We start from the raw sequence: 18,837 nt of genomic DNA, 5'->3' as shown, positions 1-18,837 counted from the left end.
TTCCCGAAAAAACGCTATTGCGGGTCTACGTCTACGACGATGTCGACCGGCCGGAATTCCGGCACGGCATGCAACCGATCGAAAAGTCCGGACAACTCTTTTTTCACGGCGGCGACCGGCAACTGCTTTTCGATTTTCAATAGGAACTGCAACCGGAATTGTCCGCGTATCCGATCTACTGCGGGCGGTTCGGGGCCGAGCAGCCGGCGGCCGAACCGGGTGCGCGCTTCCGTCCCGAACGCCGCAGCCGCTTTCCATAGCAAAGCGTGATCGCGATGGCGCAGCAGGACGGCGATCAACCGGCAGAAGGGCGGGTAAAAAAAGGCGCGGCGTTCGGCCAGTTGCGAGCGGATCATCGCATCGTAGTCGCTGTCGCGCGCCTGCCGAACGACCGGGTGTTCGGGCTGGGCGGTCTGGATAACGACCGTTCCCTGCTCTTCGCGGCGTCCGGCGCGTCCGCCGACCTGCATCATCATCTGGAAAGCCCGCTCCCCGGCCCTGAAATCCGGGTAATTCAGCATGTTGTCGGCGTTCAGGATGCCGACCAACGCGACGCCGCCGAAATCGAACCCTTTCGTGATGATTTGTGTCCCGACCAGGATGTCCGTTTTACGCTGTTCGAACGAAGCGATGATGCGCCGGTAGTTGCGCGACGAACGCGCGGTGTCGGCGTCGAGCCGTTCGATCGCGGCCTGCGGAAAGATCGCCGCCAGTTCCTCTTCGATTTTTTCGGTGCCGAAGCCTTGCGGAAGCAGTTCGCCGGTTCCGCACGACGGACAGGTTTTCGGGATCGGCATGTGGTAGCCGCAGTAGTGGCAGCGCAGCGTTCCGTCGTTTTTATGGTAGGTCAGCGAAACGTTGCAGTCGGGGCAGACGCCCGTCCAGCCGCAATGCCCGCACTCGACATACGGCGAGAATCCCCGCCGGTTCTGGAACAGCATTGCCTGACGACCCCGTTGCAGCGTCCGGTCGATCTGATCGAGCAGGATTTTGTTGAAATGCGAGTACTTTTCGCCGCGTTTGGCGGCGCGCAGCGTGTCCGACACGATCACCTGCGGCAGCGTGACTCCGCCGTAGCGTTCCGAGAGCACGACGTGTCCGTATTTGCCGGTTACCGCATTGTGGAACGATTCGGCGCAGGGCGTCGCGCTGCCGAGCAGCACTTTGGCGCCGCAGACGGATGCCAGCACCACGGCGGTGTCGCGGCCGTGGTAGCGAGGGGCCGAGTCGGTCTGCTTGAAGCTGGTGTCGTGCTCCTCGTCGACGATTACCAGCGACAGGTTGCGCAGCGGCAGCAGTACCGACGAGCGCACGCCGATCACGATCCGTCCGCCGTCGCAGCGCAGCAGTTCGTGGTAGACGGCGGCTCGGCGGTTGTCGCTCAGCCGCGAATGGTAGACCGTGACGGCTTTTCCGAAATAGCTTTCCATGCGCCGGATCAGTTGTGCGGTCAACGCGATTTCGGGCAGCATGTACAGCACGTTGTGCCCGGCTGCCAGCGCTTCGGCCATCAGCCGGATGTAGATTTCGGTCTTGCCGCTGCCGGTTACCCCGTGCAGCAGGACGACCTCTTTCTCCGAAAAACAGGTTTTGATCTGCTCGTAGGCCGCCGTTTGCGCTGCCGAAAGTTCGGGCAGTTTGTCTGGCGCGGCGGGCGCGTCCGATGCCGGGATTTCGGTATCGGCGATCCGGATAAATCCTTTTTCGGCCAACGCTTTGAGGATCGCGGTCGGAGCCGAAAGCCGTTTGCGCGGAATTTCGATCGGTGCGCCGAAGTCGGGATTCCCGGTTTTTTCGAGGTATTCCAGCAGGGCTTTGTACTGGGATTTCGCGCGCGACAGGGAATCCAGCGCGACGTGCAGCCGTTCCTCATTGCGGATGTCCGGATGCAGCGAAACGACCGTTTGCCGCGGCTGCATGTAGCCGCGGCCGAACGTCTCGTCCTCCGAAAAACCGTCGGATTTCAGGCCGGCCGGCAGCGCCGCCCGCAGTACCATTCCCAACGGACACATGTAATATTCCGACAGCCAATGCCACAGCCGCAGTTGTTCCGCCGTGGCGACGGGTTCCGCGTCCGCGATCCGCCCGACCGGTTTGATCCGGTCGAAAGGCGGCCGCTGGCCGTGTAGCCGGTCGACGATCCCGGTGTAGTATTTCCGGGCTCCCAGTTGGACGATCACCCGGCAGCCCGGCACGATCTGCCGCAGCATCGCGTCCGGGACGGCGAAAGTCATGGCCGGCGCGGCCAGAGGCAGGATCACGTCGGCGTAGCGGTCGGCCGTCGCGGGAGATTTGTCGGGTCGTTTTTCCAAAGAAGGATGTTTTTCGACAAAAATAGCGTTTTTTCGGGATTGTTTCCGGGTGAAGCCGGTCGTCGCGGCAAATTCTTCCGGCGGCCGCTCCGGACGGGCCGCAAGTGCAAAAAACTGTTGGCAGATCGAAAAATCTTGCCGATCTTTGTTAATCGGATCGCCGTCGCTCGGGTTGCGCGGCGGGAAACCGAAATAACGATGGAATATGAATGCGGATTTCTCGAAGACGGCTGTTTTAAAGACTATTAAAGAATATACGTTGATTTCGATCGGTCTGGTGATGTATTCTTTCGCATGGACCGGCATCCTGATTCCGGCCGATGTGATGGGAGGCGGAATCAACGGCGTGGGCCTGCTGATCTATTATGCGACCGGCGGGACGAACGGCGGCGTGCCGCTGGGGCTTTCGTTCCTGGTGCTGAACTCGGTGCTGGTGGCGGTCAGTTCGGTGTTGGTCGGGCTGCGGTTCGGCGCGAAGACGATCTATGCGATCGTTTTCATTTCGGCGGCGATGTCGGTGATGCAGGGGTTGATACCGAACAATCTACTCGGACTCGGCAACGACAAGCTGCTGTCGGTAATTCTCGGCGGAGCCGTGGCGGGCGGCGGTATCGGCATCTGTTTCACGCAGGGCGGCAGCACCGGCGGCACGGATATCATCGCGATGATCGTCAACCGTTACAAGACGATCAGTTACGGGCGGATCATCATGCTGTGCGACCTGCTGATCATCGGCTGTTCGATTTTCATATTCAAGAATATTACGGCCGCCATTTACGGTTACGTGATGGTGGCCGTCAACGGGTATACGATCGACGCCGTGATGGCCGGCAACCGGCAGTCGACGCAGGTGCTGATCGTGTCGAAAAAATACGAAGAGATCGCCCGGCTGATTTTCAGCGAGATGCGTAGGGGTGTGACGTTGCTCGACGGCGAAGGGTGGTACACGAAGCAGCCGACGAAAGTGGTGATGGTGGTTTGCCGCAAATACGAAACGGGAACGCTGTTCAAACTGATTAAACGGGTCGATCCGGAGGCCTTTATGACGGTCGGCAACGTGATGGGCGTTTACGGTCATGGCTTCGAAGCGTTGAAAAAATAGGTTAGAGATTTCGGAAAATTTATGCCGGAACGTTATCATATCGGAATGAAAATAAAAGAGAGCGGCGTCGCGTTGTCGCACATCGTCGAGATCGGAGAGAATCTGGCGGCTCTGAGCGCCCGTACCGGGGCGGAATACCTGCGGCTGAACCGGGGGATCAATTCGGTGGTAAATATCGACCTGCGGGAGGTGATCGCCGGGATCGACTTCAATACGGCGCAGATGCAAACCTATCCGCCGGGGCGCGGTTTTGCGGCGTTGCGAGACGCGATTAATGCGGAGTACTTCGGCGGCGAATCGTCGCGTGACAACCTGCTGATTGTGCCGGGGGCGATGAACGGACTCGACCTGCTGGCGCAAAGCGTCGACATCGAGCGGCTGTATCTGCCGGTTTATTACTGGGGGTGCTATTTCAAATTGCTGACCATCCGGGGCGTGCAACGCGCCGAATACCCGTCGCTCGACCGACTCGAGTCGATGATCCCGCGACTGACCGGCTGCGGCGTGCTGATCTGCGATCCGGGCAATCCGCTGGGACAAAAGTACGACGACGCCCGTTTGTTGGCGTTGCTGCGCAAATTGGACGCCGCCGGCGTAACCGTCTTTTTCGACAGCCCCTACCGCCGGGTTTTCCGCGACGCGACGGACACGTTCTACCGCGAAATACGTCCGTTGCGCAACGTGGCGATCGTCGAGAGTTTCAGCAAATCGATGGGGCTCAGCGGGCAGCGGATCGGGTTTATCCATACGACCGATCCGGGACTGTACGCCGAACTCGAAAAGCGGACGATGTACACGAACAACGGCGTCAACGCGTTCGCGCAGACGCTCGTGTTGCGCTTGCTTACGACGCCCGAAGGACGGCGCGCCGTCGCGGATTTCAAAGCGGCGACCGTGCGGGACATCGGGCTGAATATCGCTTACCTGAAAGAAAACGGCCTGCTGGCTACGGAATTTTACCGCGAGTCGATGCCGGTCGGCATTTTCGCGATCGTCGACCGCAGCGAGAAGGAACTGCTCGAACACCGCATCGGCAGCGTGTCGCTGGACTTTTTTACGCGCGACGCGGCGTTGGCCGGTTACGCGTCGAGGTTCAGCCGGATTTGCGTATCGGTTCCGCATACGAAGTTCCGCGAATTTTTCGATCCGCTCGTCCACCGATGATATTTCGGCCTCTTCGGCTGATTAATGGGGCTGCGGCGAACCGTTTTTGACGAAAAATTCATAACTTTGTACGGAATATTGATTTTTGACCTTTACGATGAAAAAGTTTAAACGCTATCTTGTCACATCGGCGCTCCCGTATGCCAACGGGCCGGTGCATATCGGACACCTTGCGGGGGTATACATTCCGTCGGATATTTATGTGAGGTACCTGCGCCTGCGGGGCGCGGACGTGATCTCCGTATGCGGTTCCGACGAGCACGGCGTGCCCATCACGATCAAGGCGCGCCAGGAGGGAGTCAAGCCGCAGGATATCGTTGACAAGTACCACAATATCATCAAGAACGCTTTCAAAGGACTCGGCATGTCGTTCGACATCTATTCGCGGACGACTTCGCCCACGCACCATAAAACCGCGTCGGATTTTTTCCGCGCGCTGTACGACAAAGGAGAGTTCATCGAAAAGACCACGATGCAGTATTACGACGAGGAGGCCGGGCAGTTTCTGGCCGACCGCTACATCGTCGGCACCTGCCCGCACTGTCAGAACGACCGCGCATACGGCGATCAGTGCGAGAAGTGCGGCAGTACGCTGAGCGCGACCGACCTGATCGATCCGCACAGCGCCATTACCGGGTCGGTTCCGGTGATGCGCGAGACGACGCACTGGTTCCTGCCGCTGGACAAGCACGAGGAGTTTCTGCGCAAATGGATACTCGAAGAGCATAAGGAGTGGAAGGTCAACGTGTACGGGCAGTGCAAAAGCTGGCTTGATTTGGGATTGCAGCCCCGCGCGGTGAGCCGCGACCTGGATTGGGGGATTCCCGTTCCGGTCAAGGGTGCCGAGGGGAAGGTGCTGTACGTGTGGTTCGACGCGCCGATCGGTTACATCTCGGCGACCAAGGATCTGACGCCCGACTGGGAAAAATACTGGAAGGACGAGGACACCAAGATGGTGCATTTCATCGGCAAGGACAACATCGTTTTCCACTGCATCGTGTTCCCGTCGATGCTGCGCGCGCACGGCGGTTATATCTTGCCGGAGAACGTGCCGGCCAACGAGTTCCTGAATCTGGAGGGAGAAAAGATCTCGACGTCGCGGAACTGGGCGGTGTGGCTGCACGAATACCTCGAAGAGTTTCCGGGCAAGGAAGACGTGCTGCGCTACGTGTTGTGCGCCAATGCGCCGGAAACCAAGGACAACGATTTCACGTGGAAGGATTTCCAGACGCGCAACAACAACGAGTTGGTGGCCGTGCTCGGCAACTTCGTCAACCGCGCGCTGGTGCTGACGCAAAAATATTACGACGGGAAGGTTCCCGCCTGCGGCGAATTGACCGATTACGACCGCGATATCCTCGGCGAACTGCCGCAGATCAAGAAGGCGCTCGAAGAGAATATCGAGAATTACCGTTTCCGCGAAGCGCTCAAAGAGGCGATGAACATCGCCCGCCTGGGGAATAAATACCTGGCCGATACGGAGCCTTGGAAGCTGTATAAGACCGATCCGCAACGCGTGCAGACGATCCTGAACGTTTCGTTGCAGATCACCGCGTCGCTCGCGATCGCCGTCGAGCCGTTCATGCCTTTTACTGCGGAGAAGATCCTGAGGCTGCTCGACGTCGAAAAGTTCGGCTGGGATCAGCTCGGAAATACGGCCCTATTGAAGCCCGGACACCGGATCGGGACGCCCGCCTTGCTGTTCGAGAAAATCGAAGACAGCGTGATCGAGGCGCAGCTCGAAAAGCTGGCCGCTACGAAACGGGCCAACCTCGCAAAGGAGGCCGGCAAGAAGGTCGAACCGCAGAAAGAGAGCATTGCGTTCGACGATTTCGGAAAGATGGATATCCGCGTGGCGACGATCATCGCCGCCGAAAAGATCGCCAAGACGAAAAAGTTGTTGAAGCTGACTATCGATACCGGGATCGACAAACGGACGATCGTGTCGGGCATCGCCGAGCACTATACTCCCGAATCGCTTGTCGGGCGGCAGGTGCAGGTGCTGATCAACCTGGAGCCGCGCGAACTCAAAGGCGTGCTGTCCGAAGGGATGATCCTGATGGCGCAGGACGCTACCGGAAAGCTGGTGCTGCTGTCCCCTGCCGAGCCGGTCGGCAACGGCACGATGGTGGGGTAGCGGGAATAAAAACGGATTTGTGACGATTGAATAAAAATAGAGTTATGGACTTAGATTGGAAAAACCTATCTTTTGGGTACATCAAAACAGACTATAACATACGGAGTTATTTCCGCGACGGAGCCTGGACAACGCCCGAACTGACAACTGACGAAACGGTCACGATGCATATGGCCGCGACCTGCCTGCACTACGGGCAGGAGGCTTTCGAAGGACAGAAAGCATTTCGCGGCGCCGACGGCGTGATCCGTATCTTCCGTCCCGAAGAGAATGCCAAACGGATGCGCTCCTCGGCCGAATACCTGAAAATGGCTCTGCCGCCGGTCGATATGTTCGTCGATATGATGAAGCGGGTGGTTAAGGCCAACGAACGTTTCGTCCCTCCCTACGGGACGGGCGCTTCGCTGTATATCCGCCCCGTGCTGTTCGGCACCGGCCCGCAGGTCGGCGTAAAGCCCGCCGGGGAATACCTGCTGATCGTTTTCGTTACTCCGGTAGGTCCTTACTATAAGGAAGGGTTCAATCCGATCAAGGTGTTGATCGACCGCGACCACGATCGCGCCGCTCCGCTCGGAACGGGGCACGTGAAGGCCGGCGGGAACTACGCGGCGAGCCTGACTTCGGCCGAGATCGGGCATGAAAAAGGATATCCGAGCGTGCTGTATCTGGATGCAAAGGAGAAAAAGCACATCGACGAATGCGGCGCGGCCAACTTTTTCGGCATCCGCGACGGCGTTTACATTACGCCCAAATCCCATTCGGTGCTGCCGTCGATCACGAACATGAGTTTGATGACGCTGGCCGCGGAGATGGGGCTGAAAGTCGAACAGCGTCCGGTCGATTACGACGAGCTCGGGACGTTCGACGAGGCCGGATCGTGCGGTACGGCGGCCGTTCTGTCACCGATCGGCAGCATTTACGATCCGCAGACCGGACATACTTTCGTTTACAACGACGGCAAGCCGGGCAAATGGAGCGAAAAGTTGTACCACCGACTGCGTGCGATCCAGTATGCCGAGGAACCCGATACGTACGGGTGGATGGCTGCGTTGTAAGGATTCGTTTTTGAAAAACAGGGAACTGCGGACGGGGAATCCCGCTCCGCAGTTTTTAATCCGGGTACGATGACCGAAAAGGAACTGGCCGCCGAACTGAAAGGCAATTTTACCAAAGGGTTTGCCGGGCGTTACGGGAAATTGATTGCGGAAAACGATCTTTTCGGGTTCGCGCTGAACCTCGGACTCGACCGCGATCCGGCCGTCGCGTTTCATGCTTCGTATGCGTTGGAAAGGGCGTTTTTTATCGCGCCGGAGGCGTTCGGGCGGCATATCGGGCATTTCGTCCGGAATTACCTTGCGATCGTCAATCCGAGCGCGTGCCGTCATTATTCGAAGATGATGGCGTGGCTGCTCGACCGGAGGCGGATCGAACTGACCGACAGTCAGCGTCAACAGGTTGCCGAAGCGACGTTCGACCGGCTGATCGACCCGTCGGTGCGTCCGGCCGTAAAAGTGTGGTCGATGGAGATACTCGACAGCCTGTCGGCAGAATTGCCGTGGGTCGAAGAGCAGCTTTACGATACGATCTGTTGGCTAATGCGCGACGACGGTCCGGCGCTGCGGAACCGGGGGACGAAAATCTGCCGCCGCATCCGTGCGCGACGGAAGACTACGCGACGGTGATTGTCGTTTATTCCCGTTTTTTATATCTTTAGGGCATCAATTACTTCGATTATGGCAAAGAAACTGACCGTAGCGCTGATCTACGATTTCGACGGCACGCTTTCGCCGGGCAACATGCAGGAGTACGACTTTATTCCGGCGATCGGCAAAAGCAACCGCGAGTTCTGGGAGGAGAGCAATGAAACCGCCCGCGAACAGGACGGCGACCCGATCCTCGCCTATATGTACCGGATGCTGCACGAAGCCAAGAGTTCCGGCATTTCGCTGCGTCGCGAGTCGTTCGCCCGGTCGGGACAGAATATCGAACTGTACGAGGGCGTTCGCGAGTGGTTCCCGCGGATCAACGCCTATGCCGCCGAACGCGGCATCCAACTGCAGCATTACATCAATTCGTCGGGCCTGCGCGAGATGATCGAAGGGACGCCGATCGCCAAGGAATTCCGGAAGATTTACGCCTGTTCGTTCCTTTACGATATCGACGGCGTGGCTTACTGGCCGGCCGTGGCGGTCAACTACACCAATAAAACGCAGTTCATCTTCAAGATCAACAAAGGGATCGAAAGCGTGTACGACAGCCGGCGGATCAACGAGTATATCGAGGAGGAGCAGCGTCCGGTGCAGTTCCGTCACATGATTTATTTCGGCGACGGGACGACCGATATTCCGTGTATGAAACTGGTCAAACAGCAGGGAGGACATTCGATCGCCGTCTACAATCCCCGTTCGCGCCAGAAACGCATGGAGATGATGGAACTGATCCGCGATAACCGCGTCAGCTATATCTGCGCTGCCGATTACAGTCCCGATAAGGAGATCGACTGTCTCGTCAGGACGATCATCGACAAGATCGAAGCCGACCACAAGTTGAGCAAATTCTATAAAAAGTAATTTGTATTTTTAAAAGCTATGAAAATTATTTTTGCTACCAATAACCGTCATAAGCTGACCGAAGCGCAGGAGATTCTCGGCAGTGGTTATCAGTTGGTAACGCCTTGCGATCTGGGTATTACCGAGGATATACCGGAAGAGCAGCCGACTCTGGAGGGAAATGCTTTTCAGAAGGCCCGCTACTTGTACGACCGCACCGGGCTGGACTGTTTCGCCGACGATACCGGTCTGGAAGTCGATGCGCTCGGCGGCGCGCCGGGGGTTCGTTCGGCCCGTTATGCCGGGGATGGCAGAAATTCGTCCGACAACGTAGCGCTGCTGCTCGAAAACCTTTCGGGACAGGCCGACCGAAAGGCCCGGTTCCGCACGGTGATCGCGCTGATCTTCGGAGGAAAGGAATATCAGTTCGACGGGGTGGTCGACGGTACGATCACGGATACGCCGCACGGCGGGGGAGGATTCGGTTACGATCCGGTTTTCGTTCCGGACGGTTACGACGTCACGTTCGCGGAGATGGATTCTGAAGCCAAAAACGCGATCAGTCACCGCGGCCGCGCCGTCGAAAAATTGGCGGCGTTTCTTTCAGGAGCAAAATAATGCGTACGTACAAAGCCCGCGGCGTGGTGCTGCATACGATCAAATACGGCGACAGTTCGATGGTCGCCTACCTGTTTACCGACTTGTTCGGGCGGATGAATTACATGATCCAGGGCGTGCACAGCAGCCGGGGGCGGGGCAACAAGGCGGCGCTGTTCCAGCCGATGTTCCTGGTCGAATTCGAAGGGATCGAGCAGCCGCAGGCGCGGATGCATCGCATGAAGGAGGTGCGTAGCCTGACGCCGCTTTCGAGCCTGCCGTTCGACGTCCGCAAGAGCACCATTTCGCTGTTTATGGCCGAGGTGCTGTACCGATTGATCCGCGAGTCGGAGGCCAACGAGCCGCTGTTCGATTTCGTCTGCCGGTCGGTCGTGCAGTTGGATCGGATGACCGAAGGGATTTCCAATTTTCACCTGTGGTTCCTCGTGCAACTTTCCGCCTACCTCGGATTCTATCCGGGCAACGAGCCGATCCCGAACGGTTATTTCGATATCCGGGGCGGCGTGTTTACGCCGTCCGTTCCGGCGCATCGGATCTGCATGGACGCTTCCTGTTCCGGCTTGCTCGGCGATCTGATGGATTGCGAAGCCGACCGGCTCGGTAGCCTGCCGTTGTCGCGGACGCAGCGTTCCGCTTTTATGGAGTCGATGCTGCTGTTTTTCGGTTATCATCTGGACGCTATCCGTACCGTCCGGTCGGTGTCGATTTTGCGTGAGATTTTTTGAGACTTGTCCGCGGCGGGCGCTCGTTTGGCTTGCGACCGATCGACGGTCGGGATGGCGTTTGCGACCGGATCGATCGAGCCGCGGGGGCGGCAGGAACCGTTTATTTTGCCGGATAGTCGGCGCCGTTTTTCAGCATACTCCCGGCGCCAAGGAAAATCTGCTGTCTTCGAAAACCGCCTAAAATCTGAAAATTATAGGACGCGTTATTCTTTTTATCGGATTTGCGGCCGGCTTACGTGTAGTTCGGGATGCTGTGAATCTTCCGGTACGGTTCGTTGAATCAAAAGATTTCGACGGCGATGGTTCGCCGGGAGCGGAGAGGCGTTGCAGTAACGAGGCCCGCTGCCCCGACCGGGCCTTATTTCGATAAAAAAGAGGAACGGGTCGATTATCGACCCGTTCCTCTTTTTATAAGAAAACGTCCGGAAAACCGGCTGTTCCTATGCAGTCGTCGATCGCCGCGATTAGCAGCGGAACGCTTTTTTCAGTTTATCGACGGCATCCAGTTTCTCCCATGCGAAAAATTCGATCTCTTTGCTCACTTCTTTTCCTTTTTCGAAAAGGGTTACTTTTTGCGTATAAGGACGGTTGCCGAAGTGTCCGTACGAAGCGGTCGCTTCGAAGATCGGGTTGCGGAGTCCGAATTCGCGGACGATGGCCGCAGGCCGCAGGTCGAACAAGTCGTTGATTTTCGCGGCGATCTGCCCGTCGGTCATTTTCACTTTCGAAGTTCCGTTCGTGTTGACGTAGACGCTCAGCGGTTGTGCGATTCCGATCGCGTAGGACAGTTGTACGAGCACTTCGTCGGCGATACCGGCCGCTACGAGGTTTTTGGCGATGTGCCGGGCGGCGTAGGCTGCGCTGCGGTCGACCTTCGAACTGTCTTTGCCGGAGAATGCTCCGCCGCCGTGGGCTCCGCGTCCGCCGTAGCTGTCGACGATGATTTTGCGGCCGGTCACTCCGGTATCCCCGTGCGGGCCGCCGATCACGAATTTGCCGGTCGGATTCACATGCAGGATGTAGTCGTCGCCGATCAGTTCGGCCAGGCAGTCGCCGGCTCGTTCCAGGCGGGCTTTGGTGCGCGGAATCAGGATGTTTTGGACATCTTCGCGGATTTTGGCGCACATCGCTTTTTCAGCGGCTTTTTCGCCGCCCGCTTCGGCGGCCGTAATGAATTCGTCGTGTTGGGTCGATACTACGATCGTATGCACGCGCTGCGGTTTGTTGTCGTCGCCGTATTCGATCGTAACCTGGCTCTTGGCGTCGGGTCGCAGGTAGGTCATCACCTTGCCTTCGCGGCGGATGGCGGCCAGTTCCTTCAGGATTACGTGCGACAGGATCAGCGTGGCGGGCATCAGCTCCTTGGTCTCCGAGCAGGCGTAACCGAACATGATTCCCTGGTCGCCGGCGCCCTGCTCCTCTTCGGTCTCGCGTACGACGCCCTGGTTGATATCGGGCGACTGTTCGTGGATCGCCGACAGCACGCCGCACGAATTGCCGTCGAAACGGTAATCGGCGTTCGTATAGCCGATCCGGTTGATCACGCGGCGCGCGACGTCTTGTACGTCCACGTACGCTTCCGAACGGACTTCACCGGCCACGACGACCAGCCCCGTGGTGCAGAGCGTTTCGCAGGCTACTTTCGAATTGGAATCGTGACGAAGAAATTCGTCGAGGATTGCATCGGAAATTTGATCCGAAACCTTGTCGGGATGTCCTTCGGACACCGATTCGGAGGTAAATAAAAATCCCATCTTTAAAATTTTTTAATGGTTTAAAATACTTTTAAACAATGGGAAAAACTCAGCTGTTGTAGATGAACACAAATACTATTTTAGCATTTTTTTCCGTGGTTGCAAGCGGCCAAATCTTTCCACAAATTCAGTAACGGCGGCAAAGGTAATAACATTTCGGATATTTGCCAAAAGTTTTCGGCGTATCGCTTTTGCGGAATAGTACGGCGTTGCGTTCGTTTTCGGCGTCCGTCGTCGTCAGAAAGGATAGCCTACGCCGAAATTCAGCGTCGTGTTCTGCATCCGGAAGTTCTGAATCCAGCGCTGTCCGGCCGCTTCGTTCGGGTTGTGCAGTTTGATGCCCCAGTCGATCCGGAATACGAAGAAACTGAAATCGAACCGCGCGCCGAGTCCGGTATTGAATCCCAGTTGTTTGTAGAATCGGTCGATCTTGAACTGCGATTCTTCGCCGTAGCCGCCCTGTCCGAGGAACCAGATGTTGCCGACATCGAAAAAGAGCGCGCCTTGCAAGATTCCCCAGACTGGAAAACGGGCTTCGAGGTTCGTTTCGAGTTTGAAGTTCCCCAACTGAGTGGGATAGTCGCTGACCCAGCGCACTTCGTTGCCCGGGCCGAGCGTCCGGGCCAGCCAGCCGCGCATACTGTTGCTGCCGCCGCAGTAGAACAGCCGCTCGAACGGGATGGATGTCGAATTGCCGTAAGCGTATCCCCATCCGCCGTAGAAGCGATATACGAGACTGGTTTTCGGCCCCAATACGAATTTTCGCGCCAGGTTCAGATCGAACCGGAAATACTGGGCGTACCGGATACCGAACAGTTTGTAATACTCTTCCCCCGACGAACGGCCGAACAGGTGGCTCAGTCCGTCGATCAGGTTACCGTTCGTTTCGAAATTGAACCGTAACGCCAGCGAATTGCGTTCGGTGTTGATCTTCTGGTTGTTGAAGATATACGAGCCGGACAGTCCGGCGATCAGCTGCGATTCGTAGCTGTTCCGCAGGTAGGGATTCTGCAATTGTTCGAGGAAAGCCGTGTCGATCTGCCGCAGTTTCACCACGCTGATGTCCGCCGGCCGCAGGACGAAGGTGCTGTTTTTGCCGTTGCCCCACGTATAGCCCCAGACGCCGCTGGCCAGCGTACGATGGTAGTACGGGCGGCGCTGTACGCTGTAGGAGACTTCTACTTTCGTCCGCGGATTGAAGGCTCGGTTGTAGCGGTCGATTCGCAGCGGCGTGATGAAACGGGGAAACGAAAACGATGTCGATACGCCTAATTCGAACGAGTTGCGCTTCTGTTTGACGCGCATGAATTCGTAGCCTCCGCGCACCTTGATGTCGAACAGTTCGACGCCGCGGAACAGGTTGCGGTTCTGGTAGCCCACCGTGGCGGCGATTCCGAAATAGTCGGCCGACGTGGTTCCTTCGAGTTCCAGCGAGTATCCCTGCCGCAGCGCAGGCGTACAGAAAATAGTGCAGTTCAGGTAGTGTTCGGTGCCGTACGAGGCTTCGCCGATGCCGGTGGAGTCCTGCGACTGCCCGATGTAGGTGATCCGGTTGTCCCGCAGCAGCGTATCGCCTTCCGCTTCCGAAAAGAGGATGCTGGCGCTTTTGTAATAGTCGAGCCGCATGATGTTTTCGTAAGTCCGTTTCACTTCGTCGGCATTATACAGGTAGTTCGGGTAGAGACTGATCGTTCGGCGCAGGATCTCCGCCCGCACTTTCGACCGGGTGTCGTAAACGATTTTCAGGCCTTTGTAGTCGAGCGTGTCGAGCCGGCTTTCGTAAAGAGAATCCGACACGGCTGCCGAGGGGTTGTAATCCGGATAGATATAGATGTTCCGGATGCGGTAAATTCGGTTGTCGTCGAGCGTCGCTTCGCCTTCGGCGGTATATCCGGCCATGTAGCGTTTTACGACCATCGTCAGGTTGACCGTGCGGTTGCCCGCCGTCGAGTCGGCTACATAACTGATGTTGTTGATCGAGAAGTTGTAATATCCCCGGTTTTTCAGGAATGAAGTGATCCGTACCCGTTCGTCGTCCAGCGTATTCGCATCGAAAATGTCGCCCGTATGCAGCAACGTCGAAATCGTGTCGCTGAAAATGATCGATTGCAGCGACCGGTCCCGGAAATCGTATCGGATGCTGCCGATCCGGTACGGTTCGCCTTGCCGGGCGAGGTAGGTGACTTTCGCTTTTTTGCCCGAAGTGTCGACCCGAAATGCCGTCGAAGCGTCCAGGAAGCCTTTGCCGTTTAGGTAAATTTTCATGCCTTCGGCCGAACGGGCCGTCAGTGTCGAGTCGAGCAGCACGGGTTCTTTGCCGATGCGGCGTTTGAAACGGTTCCACCAGTTCGTTTTGTCCGGGTCTGCCGAATTGTAAGCCCACAGATAGAAATTGGTTCCCAGGAAACGTTTGGTCGGATGCTGGCGGATGAATTGTTCCAATTCCGTCCGCGTCGCCCGTTCGTCCCGCGTCAGTTGTTTCTCCCGTTCGATCCGGACGTCGCTTTTGGACAGCAGGTATTGTCCGGACGGAATGTGCCGCGTCGCGCTGCATGCTGCGAGCAAGCAGCCGCAAACGACGACGACCGGCAGCCGCAGCCGCCTTTTTGCCGCCTCTGCAAACGAATCCGACCGGAATATCCTACTCACTCCGCCAACTATTTTACAAATTTGAAACGCACCCGTAGAACGCCGTCCGCGCAGTCGCTCGAGATCAGCCTGACCGGCGGGATCTCCGCCGTGTTCGATACGTGCGCCCCGATGCACGGACAGCTGTCGAAATCGCCGATATGGACAATGCGGACGGTGGTTGCGCCTTCCGGCAGCCGCGACAGGTTGTAACGGGCGGCGGCCTCTGCCGCGGTCAATATTTCGTCCCGCACGTCCGCGTGCGAGGCGATCTGTTCGTTGACCGTCCGTTCGATTCCGGTCAGCTCTTCGGGCGTCAGGTTGCGGTGAAAGCGGAAATCGCATTTCGATTTCTTCTTTTCGATATGGGTCGAAAAGGCCCGGCCGCACCCGAGCGTCCGGGCGATCGCCCCGTTGATCAGGTGCTCGGCCGAGTGCATCGGCTCGAAATAGTCTTTTCCGTTCGGAGTTTGTTCGATCTGATTCATCGTTATTTTAAAACCGATTTTACGAATTTGTCTTCGATGTAAAAAACGCCTTTCCGGGCTTCGAACCGAACCAGGCAGTACTCCGGGTCTTCGACTCCTCCCGGAAAATGTTTGATAAACCACTCTTGCCACATGATTTTTTTGACCGCAGGGTATTCGATCACTTCGGCCGTTCCGGTTAGTGCGACGCTGTCTCCGCGGTCGAAAAAAGAGATGCCGGCGCGCGGGTTCCGGCGCAGATGCGCCGTTTTGTCGGAGCTGGTGCCGGTGGCGAACCAGATCGTAAACGGTTTTTCGGCGCGTATTTTGACGACCGGAACGGGGCGCGGGAAACCCTTTTCGTCCAACGTCGCCACGGTAATCACTTCGCACCGTTGTAACAGCGCGAACGCTTTTTCGTGAATCGTTTCCATATCCGGTCGGTCTTACGGGTTCTTACTGGTTGAAGAACCCCTGTTTTTTCAGCATTTCGAAATATTTCCGCGAAAAAAGACGGTTGTCTTCGCCCTTGTAGCGACGTTCGGTGAAAATACGCGCCAGGTTCGGTAGGTCGTTCGCTTGCAGCAGGCCGGCCGTCTCTTCGGAAGCTTCCTTGTCGGCCCAGATCGCGTCGATCGCTTCGGGCGTGTAATCGTGGTAGCGTTCGCGGTGGATCACCCCTTCCAAGGGCAGGCGGTCGGTCGGCGGCGGCAGTTTGTCGGGGTAGCCCATCGTCACGGTAGTGACCGGGATCACCCCCTCGGGCAGGGCGAGCACCTCGGCGATCCGGTCGGCGTTGTAGGTCGTCGTGCCGAGGTAGCAGATGCCGAGCCCCTCCGACTCTGCTTCGAGACAGACGTTTTGCGAAGCGAGGATCGCGTCGATCGCGCCGTTGACGAACCAGACGAAGTTGTCGTACTGCGGGTCGGCCCCCCGCTGGCGGCACCACAGCGAGAACCGGCGCACGTCGACGCAGAACGTCAGCACGATCGGGGCCTGAGTGACCATCGGTTGTCCGAAATGGCACGGCGACAGTTGTTCCCGGATCTGCGGGTCGGTCGTCACGATGATGCTGTATATCTGCATATTGCCTGTGTTGGAAGCCCTCGTGCCGGCTTCCAGAATCCGTTGCAGCAGGGCCTCGTCCACCGGATCCGGCTTGTAGCTGCGTACCGACCGATGCTCGAATATCGTTTTGATCATAGCTTTCTGTCTTTTTAACGGAAACGCGGATTCCGCATGAATTTATACAAATATCCGCTATTTTTTTGAAAGAGGAAAAGCTTTTTGAAAATTTCGCGATATTTGCACGGATAAGCCGGAAACGATATGAAACAAAAATTTTATAAATACCACGGAGCGGGCAATGATTTCGTGCTGATCGATAACCGTTCGGGCGGATTCGACGTTTCCCGCGCGCATGTGGCCGCCCTGTGCTGCCGCCGCACCGGGGTCGGCGCCGACGGGCTGATGCTGCTGGAAAACGATCCCCGGGAGTTGTTCAGGATGCGCTATTTCAATGCCGACGGCGGCGAATCGACCATGTGCGGCAACGGCGGCCGTTGCATCGTGTTGTTCGCCCATCATTTGGGGATCGGCGGATCGCGTAAGCGTTTTTCGGGGATCGACGGCGTGCACGATGCGCAAATCCTGTCGGCGGACGCGACGGCGGGCGAGATCCGGCTCGGCATGATCGACGTTCCGCGCGTGGAGAAATTCCCCGATCATTATTTTCTCGATACCGGTTCGCCGCACCATGTCGAATTCGTGCCGGATGTCCGGCGGGAGGACGTCGCCCGAAAAGGCGCAATGATACGCCGCAGCGATCCGTACGCCGCCGCCGGAGGGACGAACGTCAATTTCGTGGAGATCGTTTCGGACGGTCGTATCCGGGTGCGTACTTATGAGCGGGGCGTTGAGGCCGAGACGCTTGCCTGCGGAACCGGGGCCACGGCTTCGGCGCTGGCGGCTGCCGTGCGATCCGGAAGCGATTGCCGGAATTACCGGGTCGACGTCGAGGGCGGAGTCCTTTTCGTGTCTTTCGAACGGACAGGAGACGAGCGTTTTACGAATGTGACGCTTACCGGCCCGGCGCAAAAGGTGTTCGAAGGCTGCCTGGCGGAAAAATTTTAAACCCGAAGCGGTTGTTTTTTCAAAAAAAATCTCTATCATTGCAATCGTACAAAGGACGTGAATCCTGCGTACGAAGAACTGAAATCCATGTCAAACGTTTAAACCCTTACGTTTTCACGACCCATGAAATCGACCCATGTTTTCCGGAACAAGGCCCATGATTCCGAACCGGAAGATTCGTTAAAGCGAGCGGCCAAGCTCGAACCTATTAAAAAGAGCGGAAAAGAGAAGCGGGCGATTTACAGCCGACTCGACGAGGATGACGACGACGAGTTACTCTCTTTCAAAAAACGCGAATCGGTTCTCGACTATTTCGACGACGGCGAGGAAGAACAGGACGAACGATAAACGATCGTTTATAAATCGAATGAAACGGGAATGGCTGCCGCAGGGCGGCCATTTTTTACAAAATATCGAACAATCATGGAAAAATTCATCGTTGCCGCCGAAACGGCATTGCGCATCAGCGACTCGCAGCAGGGGGATACGACGCTCGTACTGCTGCACGGCTACCTGGAATCTCTCGAAGTGTGGGAGGATTTCACGAAATTGCTGACGCCCTACTACCGTGTGATCGCGATCGACATTCCCGGTCACGGCATCTCGGAGGTGCGGGGCGAGGTGCATAGCATGGAGTTCGTGGCCGATGTGCTGAAAGGGGTGCTCGACAAGCAGGGCGTCGCGCGCTGTTTCGTGGCCGGGCACTCGATGGGGGGATACGTCGCCGAAGCTTTTGCGGCCCGTTATCCCGAAATGTTGCAGGGGCTGATTTTGTTCCACTCGACGCCGAATGCCGATACCGATGCGAAAAAAGAGGACCGACGCCGCGAGATCGAACTGATCCGCAGCGATAAGAAAGAACTGATCGCCTCGCTTTTCGCTCCGAAAGGTTTTGCCGAGGCGAACCGCAAACGGCTTCGCGGGCGGATCGAACAACTGCAGGAGCTGATCTCGTCGACCGACGACGACGGCATTGTGGCGCTGCTGAACGGGATGATCGGCCGCAACGATATGAACGACATGCTGCACGGTTTGAAAGTGCCGCAACTGTTCATATTCGGCCGGATGGACGAATTTATCCCGGTCGAACGGGCCGAAGCGCTGGTCGCCGCTCATCCGCAGGCCGAAGCGGCGTGGCTCGATCATTCGGGACACATGGGCTTTTTCGAAGAACCCGAGGCCGCCGCGGAAATCATTCGCGGATTTATCGACAGGCACGCGGCTTGCTGAATGTTTCCGGCGCGGCCG

Annotated in this window: 17 protein-coding genes; 11 read left to right on the top strand and 6 right to left on the bottom strand. The window is 57.3% G+C overall.

Annotated features, from left to right (window positions below; genetic code table 11):
* Positions 1 to 14 precede the first annotated feature (14 nt).
* The gene (gene priA / locus PGR91_RS01860; RefSeq protein WP_228385744.1) at positions 15 to 2,312 is read right to left on the bottom strand and encodes a replication restart helicase PriA; all 2,298 of its coding nucleotides are present in this window, start codon (positions 2,310 to 2,312) and stop codon (positions 15 to 17) included.
* A gap of 259 nt (positions 2,313 to 2,571) precedes the next feature.
* On the opposite strand from priA, the gene PGR91_RS01855 reads away from it, so the two are divergent.
* The 8 genes from PGR91_RS01855 to recO all read left to right on the top strand — a co-directional run bounded on the left by PGR91_RS01855 (position 2,572) and on the right by recO (position 10,607).
* Positions 2,572 to 3,414 carry a YitT family protein gene (locus PGR91_RS01855; RefSeq protein WP_306345971.1) on the top strand — a complete coding sequence of 281 codons (843 nt, stop codon included), beginning with the start codon at positions 2,572 to 2,574 and terminating at the stop codon, positions 3,412 to 3,414.
* Between the two features lie 45 nt (positions 3,415 to 3,459).
* On the top strand, positions 3,460 to 4,578 hold the full coding sequence (locus PGR91_RS01850) for a pyridoxal phosphate-dependent aminotransferase (RefSeq protein ID WP_182424192.1): 1,119 nt from the start codon (positions 3,460 to 3,462) through the stop codon (positions 4,576 to 4,578).
* Positions 4,579 to 4,675: 97 nt separating this feature from the next.
* Positions 4,676 to 6,715 (top strand): methionine--tRNA ligase, encoded by a 2,040-nt coding sequence (metG, locus tag PGR91_RS01845; RefSeq protein ID WP_055203526.1) that lies wholly within the window; start codon positions 4,676 to 4,678, stop codon positions 6,713 to 6,715.
* A 44-nt stretch (positions 6,716 to 6,759) separates the two neighbouring features.
* Positions 6,760 to 7,770, top strand: a complete 1,011-nt coding sequence (locus PGR91_RS01840; RefSeq protein WP_118457067.1) for a branched-chain amino acid aminotransferase — start codon at positions 6,760 to 6,762, stop codon at positions 7,768 to 7,770.
* Positions 7,771 to 7,839: 69 nt separating this feature from the next.
* Positions 7,840 to 8,397 carry a hypothetical protein gene (locus tag PGR91_RS01835; protein ID WP_101571868.1) on the top strand — a complete coding sequence of 186 codons (558 nt, stop codon included), beginning with the start codon at positions 7,840 to 7,842 and terminating at the stop codon, positions 8,395 to 8,397.
* A 51-nt stretch (positions 8,398 to 8,448) separates the two neighbouring features.
* Positions 8,449 to 9,285, top strand: coding sequence for an HAD family hydrolase (locus PGR91_RS01830; RefSeq protein ID WP_055202701.1), 837 nt, complete (start codon positions 8,449 to 8,451; stop codon positions 9,283 to 9,285).
* A gap of 18 nt (positions 9,286 to 9,303) precedes the next feature.
* Positions 9,304 to 9,882 (top strand): RdgB/HAM1 family non-canonical purine NTP pyrophosphatase, encoded by a 579-nt coding sequence (gene rdgB, locus PGR91_RS01825; protein WP_118457065.1) that lies wholly within the window; start codon positions 9,304 to 9,306, stop codon positions 9,880 to 9,882.
* On the top strand, positions 9,882 to 10,607 hold the full coding sequence (gene recO / locus PGR91_RS01820) for a DNA repair protein RecO (protein ID WP_101571864.1): 726 nt from the start codon (positions 9,882 to 9,884) through the stop codon (positions 10,605 to 10,607). The genes rdgB and recO overlap by 1 nt, the downstream gene beginning before the upstream one ends.
* Before the next feature lie 464 nt (positions 10,608 to 11,071).
* Here the strand turns inward: recO and metK are convergent, their stop codons facing one another.
* The 5 genes from metK to PGR91_RS01795 form a co-directional block, all read right to left on the bottom strand.
* Positions 11,072 to 12,361, bottom strand: coding sequence for a methionine adenosyltransferase (gene metK, locus PGR91_RS01815; protein WP_055202696.1), 1,290 nt, complete (start codon positions 12,359 to 12,361; stop codon positions 11,072 to 11,074).
* Between the two features lie 237 nt (positions 12,362 to 12,598).
* A complete protein-coding gene (locus PGR91_RS01810; RefSeq protein ID WP_228385745.1) occupies positions 12,599 to 15,010 on the bottom strand; it encodes a BamA/TamA family outer membrane protein in 2,412 nt (803 codons plus the stop codon).
* Between the two features lie 8 nt (positions 15,011 to 15,018).
* Entirely contained in the window at positions 15,019 to 15,477 is a 459-nt protein-coding gene (locus PGR91_RS01805; protein WP_055202694.1) for a hypothetical protein, read from the bottom strand.
* Positions 15,478 to 15,479: 2 nt separating this feature from the next.
* Entirely contained in the window at positions 15,480 to 15,890 is a 411-nt protein-coding gene (locus tag PGR91_RS01800) for a pyridoxamine 5'-phosphate oxidase family protein (RefSeq protein ID WP_055202691.1), read from the bottom strand.
* Positions 15,891 to 15,912: 22 nt separating this feature from the next.
* Positions 15,913 to 16,659, bottom strand: coding sequence for a nitroreductase family protein (locus PGR91_RS01795; protein WP_101571860.1), 747 nt, complete (start codon positions 16,657 to 16,659; stop codon positions 15,913 to 15,915).
* 126 nt (positions 16,660 to 16,785) lie between these two features.
* Between PGR91_RS01795 and dapF the strand changes: the two genes are divergently transcribed.
* The 3 genes from dapF to PGR91_RS01780 all read left to right on the top strand — a co-directional run bounded on the left by dapF (position 16,786) and on the right by PGR91_RS01780 (position 18,819).
* Complete coding sequence (gene dapF, locus PGR91_RS01790; RefSeq protein ID WP_101571858.1) at positions 16,786 to 17,589, top strand: diaminopimelate epimerase; 804 nt, start codon at positions 16,786 to 16,788, stop codon at positions 17,587 to 17,589.
* Between the two features lie 123 nt (positions 17,590 to 17,712).
* The gene (locus PGR91_RS01785) at positions 17,713 to 17,937 is read left to right on the top strand and encodes a hypothetical protein (RefSeq protein ID WP_055202686.1); all 225 of its coding nucleotides are present in this window, start codon (positions 17,713 to 17,715) and stop codon (positions 17,935 to 17,937) included.
* 75 nt (positions 17,938 to 18,012) lie between these two features.
* A complete protein-coding gene (locus tag PGR91_RS01780; protein ID WP_153497767.1) occupies positions 18,013 to 18,819 on the top strand; it encodes an alpha/beta fold hydrolase in 807 nt (268 codons plus the stop codon).
* Positions 18,820 to 18,837: the final 18 nt, after the last annotated feature.

It is taken from the genome of Candidatus Alistipes pullistercoris (assembly GCF_027665465.1).
Lineage (GTDB): Bacteria > Bacteroidota > Bacteroidia > Bacteroidales > Rikenellaceae > Alistipes_A > Alistipes_A hominis.
This window is presented reverse-complemented; position numbering and strand designations above follow the sequence as displayed.

What these genes read in the sequence shown, in the direction of transcription:
- PGR91_RS01850 (WP_182424192.1), top strand. Translation starts at nt 3,460, where the DNA reads ATGAAAATAAAAGAGAGCGGCGTCGCGTTGTCGCACATCGTCGAGATC.
- metG (WP_055203526.1), top strand. Translation starts at nt 4,676, where the DNA reads ATGAAAAAGTTTAAACGCTATCTTGTCACATCGGCGCTCCCGTATGCC.
- PGR91_RS01840 (WP_118457067.1), top strand. Translation starts at nt 6,760, where the DNA reads ATGGACTTAGATTGGAAAAACCTATCTTTTGGGTACATCAAAACAGAC.
- PGR91_RS01835 (WP_101571868.1), top strand. Translation starts at nt 7,840, where the DNA reads ATGACCGAAAAGGAACTGGCCGCCGAACTGAAAGGCAATTTTACCAAA.
- PGR91_RS01830 (WP_055202701.1), top strand. Translation starts at nt 8,449, where the DNA reads ATGGCAAAGAAACTGACCGTAGCGCTGATCTACGATTTCGACGGCACG.
- rdgB (WP_118457065.1), top strand. Translation starts at nt 9,304, where the DNA reads ATGAAAATTATTTTTGCTACCAATAACCGTCATAAGCTGACCGAAGCG.
- recO (WP_101571864.1), top strand. Translation starts at nt 9,882, where the DNA reads ATGCGTACGTACAAAGCCCGCGGCGTGGTGCTGCATACGATCAAATAC.
- metK (WP_055202696.1), bottom strand. Translation starts at nt 12,361, where the DNA reads ATGGGATTTTTATTTACCTCCGAATCGGTGTCCGAAGGACATCCCGAC.
- PGR91_RS01805 (WP_055202694.1), bottom strand. Translation starts at nt 15,477, where the DNA reads ATGAATCAGATCGAACAAACTCCGAACGGAAAAGACTATTTCGAGCCG.
- PGR91_RS01800 (WP_055202691.1), bottom strand. Translation starts at nt 15,890, where the DNA reads ATGGAAACGATTCACGAAAAAGCGTTCGCGCTGTTACAACGGTGCGAA.
- PGR91_RS01795 (WP_101571860.1), bottom strand. Translation starts at nt 16,659, where the DNA reads ATGATCAAAACGATATTCGAGCATCGGTCGGTACGCAGCTACAAGCCG.
- dapF (WP_101571858.1), top strand. Translation starts at nt 16,786, where the DNA reads ATGAAACAAAAATTTTATAAATACCACGGAGCGGGCAATGATTTCGTG.
- PGR91_RS01785 (WP_055202686.1), top strand. Translation starts at nt 17,713, where the DNA reads ATGAAATCGACCCATGTTTTCCGGAACAAGGCCCATGATTCCGAACCG.
- PGR91_RS01780 (WP_153497767.1), top strand. Translation starts at nt 18,013, where the DNA reads ATGGAAAAATTCATCGTTGCCGCCGAAACGGCATTGCGCATCAGCGAC.